Source organism: Bradyrhizobium sp. (genome assembly GCF_019244115.1).
GTDB lineage: Bacteria > Pseudomonadota > Alphaproteobacteria > Rhizobiales > Xanthobacteraceae > Bradyrhizobium.
In genome coordinates, this window is the sequence record NZ_JAFATE010000563.1 from 1 (window position 1) to 7,271 (window position 7,271).

General features: G+C 63.3%; 5 protein-coding genes. 2 read left to right on the plus strand and 3 right to left on the minus strand.

The annotated features are described in order from the left end of the window. Window positions 1-96: 96 nt before the first annotated feature. Together JOZ76_RS25010 and JOZ76_RS25015 are read right to left on the minus strand one after the other, a co-directional pair. Window positions 97-1,413, minus strand: a complete 1,317-nt coding sequence (locus JOZ76_RS25010; RefSeq protein ID WP_291703177.1) for a metal-dependent hydrolase family protein — start codon at window positions 1,411-1,413, stop codon at window positions 97-99. A gap of 418 nt (window positions 1,414-1,831) precedes the next feature. Further along, window positions 1,832-2,293, minus strand: coding sequence for an Lrp/AsnC family transcriptional regulator (locus JOZ76_RS25015; RefSeq protein WP_291703173.1), 462 nt, complete (start codon window positions 2,291-2,293; stop codon window positions 1,832-1,834). Between the two features lie 140 nt (window positions 2,294-2,433). On the opposite strand from JOZ76_RS25015, the gene JOZ76_RS25020 reads away from it, so the two are divergent. Both JOZ76_RS25020 and JOZ76_RS25025 read left to right on the plus strand, forming a co-directional pair. Continuing rightward, complete coding sequence (locus JOZ76_RS25020; protein ID WP_291703174.1) at window positions 2,434-4,797, plus strand: 1-deoxy-D-xylulose-5-phosphate synthase N-terminal domain-containing protein; 2,364 nt, start codon at window positions 2,434-2,436, stop codon at window positions 4,795-4,797. Window positions 4,798-5,083: 286 nt separating this feature from the next. Beyond that, window positions 5,084-6,514, plus strand: a complete 1,431-nt coding sequence (locus JOZ76_RS25025; RefSeq protein ID WP_291703175.1) for an aldehyde dehydrogenase family protein — start codon at window positions 5,084-5,086, stop codon at window positions 6,512-6,514. A gap of 114 nt (window positions 6,515-6,628) precedes the next feature. Here JOZ76_RS25025 and JOZ76_RS25030 read toward each other — a convergent pair. After that, window positions 6,629-7,271, minus strand: a 643-nt coding sequence (locus JOZ76_RS25030; protein ID WP_291703176.1) for an SMP-30/gluconolactonase/LRE family protein, incomplete at its 5' end; no start/stop codon positions are given.

The following is a 7,271-nucleotide window of genomic DNA, read 5'->3' on the forward strand; positions in this document are numbered from 1 at the left end:
GCCCGAAAGGGGCAGCCTCGTCAGATGAGCCGAGATCCCCGGGCGATTTGGTCATGGTCCGACCCCATGCCGTCGATCACATGTTGGCGGGTCCGATCACCTGAAAATGGCGTTCTTGTAGATGACGCCGTCCTTCATGATGATCAGGAATTTGGCCGCCGGGTCGGCAACGAGATTGATGTCATCAAGGGGATTGCCGTCGACGATGATGAGATCAGCGAGGGCGCCTTCTTCAACGACGCCCAGTCTGCCGGGATAGGGGTTGCGCAAGCCCGACAAGGCGAGAAGTTCTCCGTTTGCCGAGGTTGCCATGGCGAGCGCTTCCGCCGGTGTGAACCAGCGCGTCAGATCGACGATTCCCTGACCCTGGCGCTCGGCCAAGGCTGGCGAAAACAGAATGTCTGTTCCAAAAGCGGTCTTGATCTTGTATTTCTTTACATAGCCGTAAATCGTGTCGGTGCCGCTCACCACCTGCATCATCTGCTGCTGCTGCGCGGCCGGCAGGAGCTTTGCACCGCCAAGGTCGACAAAGGGCTGCGTGCTGAGCCAGACGCCCTTCTCGGCCATCAGGCGTGCAGTCGCCTCATCCATCAGGTGCCCGTGTTCGATGACCTTGACCCCTGCTGCGATCGAGCGCTGTATAGCACTGACGGTATAAGCATGCGTGGCGACGTAGGTCCCCCAATCCGTCGCCGCCTCGACCGCGGCACGCAACTCGGCTTCCGTGAAGGTCGTGACCTCCAGCGGACTGAACGGCGACGCAACGCCGCCGCCGGCCGTCAGCTTGATCTGCGAGGCGCCTTGCATGAGTTGTTCGCGCGCCCGCTTTCGAACCTCATCCGGACTGTCGGCAACGGCGCTGGCCCCCAGCTGCTCGACGCGGCTCAGCGTCCCGCCGGTGGTCCTGGGCAGGTCGGTGAGTTCGCGGAAGTCGCCATGGCCGCCGCTGATCGTGATGACGGCGCCTGACGGGTAGATGCGGGGACCTGGCAGGACCCCGTCATCGATGGCCCGCTTGAGGGCGAAGGCCGGTCCACCCATGTCTCGAACGCTCGTAAAACCGCGCATCAGCGTTGCGGTGGCCTCGGCCCCCGCCAGGAGCGTGCTGTAGCCGATGTCGCTGGACAAGAGCTGGGCAGGCGTCGAGCGAACCAGAGTCGCGTGCCAATGCGCATCGATGAGCCCGGGCATCAGGACGCGGCCGCCGCCTGCGATGATTTTTGTATCGGCACCGCGATCGGTCGGGATCGAACCGGTCGAAATCCTTTCGATGACGTTGCCCCTGATCAGAACGCTGGACGGTGCCGAAAGCTGCGGATGTGTGCCGTCGAAAATCCGGACGTTCTCAAAGACGACGACGGAAGAGCGTTCCTGCGCGTCCGCAGGCGCGGCCCAGATTGCGATCGCGACCATGGCGCCTTGTGCGAGCCCGAGGAACGTGCGACGGCTGAGAGCACTCATGTTGCCTCCTCGTCTTCGTATATCGCTCTGCGCTTGGGCGACGCGGCCTCCTGAACTGCCGGGTATTGGTATCACACTCGCTTCGAGCCGGGTCACCGCAGTCGCTGGCCGAAAGCCAGGTTTGCGCATATGCGCCATGCGCAAATTGCCCGTCGTGCCATTGTGTCGCGTGGTTGAATACTGGTTACAGAAAATACCAATATTCTAGAGGCGGCAGCGCTTGAGCTGATAAGCGGCGGCGTACTGGATCGCCCGGTCAAGCCGGGCGATGACAACTGAGAAAACCGTTAACGAGATGCCGGATTGCTTCGCGGAGCCTGTCATCGGGCCGCGCTTTGCGCGGACCCGTTGGCTCGCAATGACGAACGTCTCACACCGGCAGCGCGATGGAGTATTTCACCTGCGCCAGCGCAAAGCTCGACTCGATCGAGGCGATGCCGTCGAGGCGCGTCAGCTTGGTTTTCAAAAACGTCTCGTAGGCCGAGAGATCAGCAACCACGACGCGCAGCAGATAGTCGCGGTTGCCGGTCATCAGATAGCACTCCAGCACCTCGTCCCATTTCGAGATCGCGCGGGCAAAGCGGTCGAGGTCTTCCTCCTTCTGCCGCGCGAGTTTGATCGAGATGAACACGCTGACATGCAGCCCCAGCGCCTTCTGGTCGAGGGTCGCGCGATAGCCGGTGACGACGCCGCGCTCTTCAAGCAGCTTGACGCGGCGGTGGCACGGCGAGACCGACAGCCCGACCTTGTCGGCAAGCTCGGCCATGGTGATGCGGCTGTCGGCCTGCAACGCCCCGAGGATCTTGCGGTCGATGGTATCGAGGTCGGGCATTGGTATGAAATCCGAAAAGGAAGCTCAACGCCAGAATATCATACCAAAGAATGCGGATGCGGTGCGAGAATTTGAGAATTTCGCGAATGCAAACAGGATTAGAATTTTGCCAGCCGATCCCAAGTGCCGGAGGCACGGCCATGCCGACCGAACCGCATCGTCTCGAATTGCTGTCCGCCCTGGCGCGAAAAGTCCTGTGGCTGTCGTCATGGACCATCCACCACGCCAACCACTTAAGGCCCAACTCCGACGGCCTGAAGGTCGGCGGCCATCAGGCCTCCTCGGCGTCGCTCGCGACCATCATGTCGGCGCTCTATTTCGCGGTGCTGCGGCCCGAGGACCGCGTTGCGGTGAAGCCGCATGCGAGCCCGGTGTTTCATGCGATCCAGTATCTGTTCGGCCGGCAGACGCGAGAGAAGCTGGAGAACTTTCGGGCCTTCAAGGGCGCGCAGTCCTATCCGTCACGCACCAAGGACACCGACGATGTCGATTTCTCGACCGGCTCGGTCGGGCTCGGCGTCGCGCAGACATTGTTCGCGTCCATCGTGCAGGACTATGTCAAGGCGCATGGCTGGATGAAGGATCGCCGTGAGGGGCGCATGATCGCGCTGGTCGGCGATGCCGAGATGGACGAGGGCAATATTTTTGAGGCGCTGGCGGAGGGCTGGAAGCACGGCCTGCGCAACACCTGGTGGGTGGTCGACTACAACCGCCAGAGCCTCGATGCGGTCGTGCGCGAGGGGTTATGGGAGAAGTTCGAGACCATGTTCCGCAATTTCGGCTGGGACGTGGTGATCGTCAAATATGGCACGCTGATGCGGCAGGCGTTTGCCGAACCGGGCGGCGAGGCGCTCAGGCGCTGGATCGACAACTGCCCCAACGCGCTCTACGCCGCGCTGTGTTTTCAGGGCGGGGCTGCGTTTCGCCGTCATCTTCAAGATGAGATCGGCGACCGGGGCGAGGTGTCAAAACTGATCGCACGGCGCAGCGACGACGAGCTGCTGGCGCTGATGTCCAATCTTGGCGGTCACGACATGGCGAGCATGATCGAAGCATTCGAAGCTGTTGATCACGACCGGCCGGTCTGCTTCATCGCTTACACCATCAAGGGCGTCGGCCTGCCGTTCCAGGGCCATAAGGACAATCATGCCGGGCTGATGACGGTGGCCCAGATGGAGACCTGGCGCGCGAGCCAGAACATCCGTCCGGGGCATGAATGGGAGCATTTCGAGGGGCTTTCGCAGCAGGCGGCTGAGCTGGAAGCGTTCCTCGCCAGCGTGCCGTTCAACCGTGCGAGCCAGCGCCGACTGTCGGCGCCGGCCTATGACGTGCCGGAGCTCAGCTTCAAGCCGGTGGCCCAGATGTCGACACAGCAGGGCTTTGGCCTGGTGCTGAACGAACTCGCGCGCGGCGATAGTGCGCTGGCGTCCCGCATCGTCACCACGTCGCCTGATGTCACCGTGTCGACCAATCTCGGCGCCTGGGTCAACCGGCGCGGCCTGTTTGCGCGCGCCGAGAAGGCGGATCTGTTTCGCAGCGAAAAGATCCCCTCGACCTATAACTGGGACTTTTCGCCCAAGGGCCAGCACATCGAGCTCGGCATTGCCGAGATGAATCTGTTCATTTTGGCCTCGGCGCTCGGGCTGTCGCACACGATCAATGGGGAGCGGCTGTTGCCGGTGGCAACGCTCTATGACCCCTTCATCGAGCGCGGCCTCGATGCGCTGAACTATGCCTGCTATCAGGATGCGCGGTTCATGGTGGCCGCGACGCCCTCGGGCATCACGCTGGCGCCGGAGGGCGGCGCGCATCAGTCGATTGCGACGCCTTTGATCGGCATGGCGCAGGACGGGCTCGTCTCGTTCGAGCCGGCCTTTGTCGACGAACTCGCTGCGATCATTGGGTTCGGCTTCGAGCACATGCAGCGCGAGGCAGGCGAGGGCGGCTCGATCTACTTGCGGCTGTCGACGCGCACGATCGACCAGCCGCAGCGCTTGATGTCGCCGGAGCTGAAGAAGGGCATCACCGACGGCGCCTATTGGCTGCGGAGACCGGGGCCGAATGCGGAAGTGATCGTCGCCTATACCGGCGCGGTCGCGCCGGAGGCGATCGAGGCGACCGGCTTCATCGGCGAGAGCCGGCGCGACGTCGGGCTCTTGGCGATCACCTCCGCCGACCGGCTGCATGCGGGGTGGACCGCCGCGCGGAATTTGCGACGGGATCGCCGCGGCGTGCAGCATTTGAGTCATATCGAAAGATTGCTCGCGCCGCTGCCGCGCGACTGCGGCATCGTCACCGTGCTCGACGGCCACCCGGCGGCGCTCGGCTGGCTCGGCAGCGTGCGCGGCCATTGCGTCGAGGCGCTCGGGGTCGAGCGCTTTGGCCAGACCGGCAGCATCGCCGACCTCTATCGCCATAACGGCATCGACGCCAATGCGATCATCGACGCGGCCGAAGCGCTCACGACCGGTGCCCCGGTGTTGCACCGCAAAATGGCGGTATAGCCGCATGTTAGATGTCGCCCCTGCGAAAGCAGGGGCCATAACCATAGGTGGGGAGTCGTTGAGGGGGCTACTGGCAAGCGTGCCAAACCGAGACCTCACGCGGTATGGGTCCCGGCTTTCGCCGGAACGACACTGATGATCTTGCCAGCGTCATATTCCGGCACTTATATCCAGCGTCCGCCGCAAAGCAGGTCAAGCATGCGGGCGGGTTCTCCTTAACCCGGCTTTCGTGCAAGGATCGTTGCCGAACGCTCCCACCATTTGCCCTGACATCACGAGGTTTCCGATGGTCAACCGCATGCAATTCTACATCGACGGCGCCTGGGTCGATCCGGTCGTCAAGAAGTCCACGCCAGTCGTCAATCCGGCGACGGAAGAGGCGATGTACGAAATTGCGCTCGGCTCCAAGGCCGATGTCGACAAGGCCGTCGCTGCAGCCAAGCGCGCTTTCGAAACCTATTCGCAGACCAGCCGCGAGGAACGCGTGGCGCTGCTCGAAAAGGTCATCGCCATCTACAAGGGCCGCATGAAGGAGATCGGCGCCGCCGTCTCCGACGAAATGGGCGCGCCGCTGCCGATGGCGGAGAAGCTGCAGGCCGGCGCCGGGCTCGGCCATCTGATGTCGACGCTCGAGGTGTTGAAGAAATACGAGTTCGAGGAAACGCTCCCGTCGGCCGTGGTGGTGCGCGAGCCGGTCGGCGTCGTCGGCATGATCACGCCCTGGAACTGGCCGCTGAACCAGATCGCCTGCAAGGTCGCGCCGGCACTTGCCGCCGGCTGCACCATGATCCTGAAGCCCTCGGAGTTCACGCCGACCTCGGCGCTGATTTTTGCCGAGATTTTGCACGAAGCCGGCGTGCCGAAAGGCGTGTTCAACCTGATCAACGGCCTTGGCCCCGAGGTCGGCGCCGCCATGAGCGAGCATCCGGACATCGACATGATCTCGTTCACCGGCTCGACCCGCGCCGGCATCGACGTCGCCAAGCGCGCTGCGCCGACCGTGAAGCGCGTCAGCCAGGAGCTCGGCGGCAAGTCGCCGAACGTCATTTTGGATGATGCCGATCTCACCAAGGCGGTGGCTGGCGGCGTCATGCACATGTTCAACAATTCGGGACAGTCGTGCAACGCGCCATCGCGCATGATCGTGCCGCTGTCGAAGATGAAGGAGGTCGCCGCGATCGCCAAGGGCGTGGCGGAGAAGACGAAAGCCGGCGATCCGCGCGCCGAAGGCACCACGATCGGTCCGGTGGTCAATCGCGGGCAGTGGGACAAGATCCAGGCACTGATCAAGAAGGGTATCGACGAGGGCGCCACCTTGGTCGCCGGTGGTCCGGGCCTGCCGGAGGGCGTCAACAAGGGCTTTTATGTCCGCCCGACCATCTTCGCCGATGTCACCAACGACATGACCATCGCGCGCGAGGAGATCTTTGGGCCGGTGCTGACCATCCTCGGCGCCAAGGACGAAGACGACGCGGTGAAGATCGCCAACGACACGCCCTACGGGCTTGCGGGCTACGTCTCCGCGGGCACCGTCGAGCGTGCGCGCAAAGTCGGCAAGCAGATCCGCGCAGGGAACGTCAACCTGCAGGGCGTTCCGAACGATCGCACCGCGCCGTTCGGCGGCTACAAGCAGTCCGGCAACGGCCGCGAATGGGGCAAGTATGGCCTGGAGGAATATCTCGAGGTGAAGGCGGTCGCGGGGTTCAACGCGGCTTGAGTATGCCGAGTAGGGTGGGCAAAGCGAAGCGTGCCCACCATCTCTCGATACGCACGAAGAAATGGTGGGCACGGCGCGAAGGCGCCTTTGCCCACCCTACGGTTTGCGATGAAACTATCCCCCCAGCGCGCCCTGCGTATTGACATAGAGCGCGTAGATCGACTGGCTCGCGGCCATGAACAGGCGGTTGCGCTTCAAGCCGCCAAAGCAGACATTGGCGCAGCGCTCGGGCAGCGCGATGCGGCCGATCGGCGCGCCATCGGGCGCGAACACCATGACGCCGTCGAGCTCGGGCTTGCCCATGCCCCAGCCGCACCACAGATTGCCGTCGATGTCGACGCGAAAACCGTCCGGCGTGCCGGGTCCGGCGTCGATCAGCACGCGTCTGTTGGAGAGCTTGTCGCCACCCTGCGACACGTCATAGGCGAGAATTTTTCGGTTCGGCACGCCGCGCGATTCGACGATGTAGAGGATTTTTTCGTCCGGCGAGAAGCACAACCCGTTTGGCCCCAGAATGCCCTCGGCGACGATGGTCGCCTCTCCGCTTGTGCCGTCGAGGCGATACACGTTGGCGTCGATTTCGGACTCGGCCTTGTAGCCTTCGTAGTTACCGAGCAGGCCGAACACCGGATCGGTGAACCAGATCGAGCCGTCGGATTTCACCACCACATCGTTAGGTGAATTGAGCCGCTTGCCTTGATACGAATCCATCAGCACCGTGATCGAGCCGTCATACTCGGTCCTGACGACGCGGCGG